The 1,796-nt window shown below is 73.7% G+C and carries 2 protein-coding genes; one reads left to right on the top strand and one right to left on the bottom strand.

All coding sequences use genetic code 11. The features are described 5' to 3' along the window. Positions 1–306: 306 nt before the first annotated feature. Positions 307–1,371, top strand: coding sequence for a S1 family peptidase (locus AB0J52_RS38945; RefSeq protein ID WP_500188085.1), 1,065 nt, complete (start codon positions 307–309; stop codon positions 1,369–1,371). A gap of 77 nt (positions 1,372–1,448) precedes the next feature. On the opposite strand, the gene AB0J52_RS38940 is transcribed toward AB0J52_RS38945, so the two are convergent. Next, a partial coding sequence (locus AB0J52_RS38940; RefSeq protein WP_500188083.1) for a thioesterase II family protein occupies positions 1,449–1,796 on the bottom strand: 348 nt, incomplete at its 5' end.

Here is a 1,796-nt window from a genome sequence, read left to right as displayed (position 1 = left end):
GGCCCGCGTGACCGCGCGGCGCGCGTGACCAGCGGCGCGCGGTCGCACTGATCATGTGACCGCGCCGCCCGCGTGACACCCGGGTGCGGCGTCCCGGCGGCCGACGGGACGCCGCACTCCGCTCGACTCCACGTGTCAAACCAGCAATCATGCCCGGTTTTTCACATTTCTCCCGTACGTATTCCGCCAACTCCCCCGGCCCCACGTAAGCATGATCATCCCTAGGCGGGCGGCCCGGGGTCACGGATGCTCGGCAGAACCTCCGGTGCGTCAACCGGACGTACCGCATCCCCCTGGAGGCTCCCCGTGCGTACCCCGCACCCGCGCACCCGCCGCGCGCTCCTGGTCGGCTCGGCCGCCACGCTCCTCACCGCCGCCCTCGCGGCCCCCGCCGCGCAGGCCGCGGCTCCGTCCCCCGCCACCGCGCAGAACCGGCAGGCGCAGCTCGCCGACTCCCTCGCCCACAAGCTCGGCGACCGCAGCGCCGGGTCGTACCTCGACGCGTCCGGCAAGCTCGTCGTGACCGTGTCGGACGCCGCGAGCGCCGACGCCGTCCGCGCCGCGGGCGCGCAGCCGCGCACCGTCGCCCGTTCCGGCGCCGACCTCAACCGGGTGATGGCCGCGCTCAAGCGGGACGCCTCCGTCCCGGGCACCGCGTGGGCCGCCGACCCGAAGACCGACCAGGTCGTCCTGTCGGTCGACGGAACCGTGTCGGGCGCGAAGCTCGCCAAGGTCCAGAAGGCCGCCGCCAAGCAGGGCGCGGCCGTCCGGACCGAGCGGGTGCCCGGGGCGTTCCGGCTGTTCACCGCCGGCGGCGACGCCATCTACACCGGCAACTACCGCTGCTCGCTCGGGTTCAACGTCAAGAAGAGCGGGGCGTACTACTTCCTGACCGCCGGGCACTGCACGAACCTCGGCAGCACGTGGTACTCCAACTCCTCGCACACCTCCGTGCTCGGCACGACGGCCGGAAGCACCTTCCCCGGCCACGACTACGGCATCGTGAAGTACTCGTCCACGCCCACCGACACGACCGGCGTCGTCGACCTTTACCCGGGCAGCCGCGACATCACCTCGGCGGGCAACCCGACCGTCGGCCAGACCGTGTACCGCAGCGGCAGCACCACGCACGTCCACTCCGGGACGGTCACGGCGCTCAACCAGACCGTCAACTACGCCGAGGGCACCGTCACCGGCATGATCCGGACGACCGTGTGCGCCGAGGGCGGCGACAGCGGCGGCTCGCTGTTCGCGGGCAACACCGCGCTCGGCCTGACCTCCGGCGGCAGCGGCAACTGCTCCTCCGGCGGAACGACGTTCTTCCAGCCGGTCACCGCGGCGCTGAGCGCGTACGGCGCGACGGTCTACTAATCCCGCTCCCCCACCGGCCCTGTCCTTGGCCGGGACTCCCCGGACGGACGGTCCCGTCCGTCCGGGGGTCTCCGGGGTCAGTGGCCCGGGGCGGGGACGTCCAGCCGGGTCAGCACCTCGCGGACCACCGCGTCGCGCTGCTCCTGCAGGTAGAAGTGGTCGCCGGGCAGCACCTTCAACGCGAAGCCGGCGGAGGTCGTCTCGCGCCACCGCCCGGCCTGCTCGGCGGTCACGTTCCCGTCCGCGTCACCGACGATCGCGGTGACCGGGACGTCCAGCGGCGGGCCGTCCCGCCCGGCCCGCTCGTCCGGCCGGTACCCCTCGACGAGCGCGAAGTCGTTGCGGACGTACGGCAGGACGAGCGCGCGCAGGTCGGGGTCCCGCATGGCGGCCGCGTCGGTGCCGCCGAGCGCGACCATCTCGGC

It is taken from the genome of Spirillospora sp. NPDC049652 (assembly GCF_040675125.1).
Taxonomy (GTDB): domain Bacteria; phylum Actinomycetota; class Actinomycetes; order Streptosporangiales; family Streptosporangiaceae; genus Spirillospora.
Note: the sequence above shows the minus strand (reverse complement) of the source record. Positions and strands in the feature narration are given on the sequence as shown.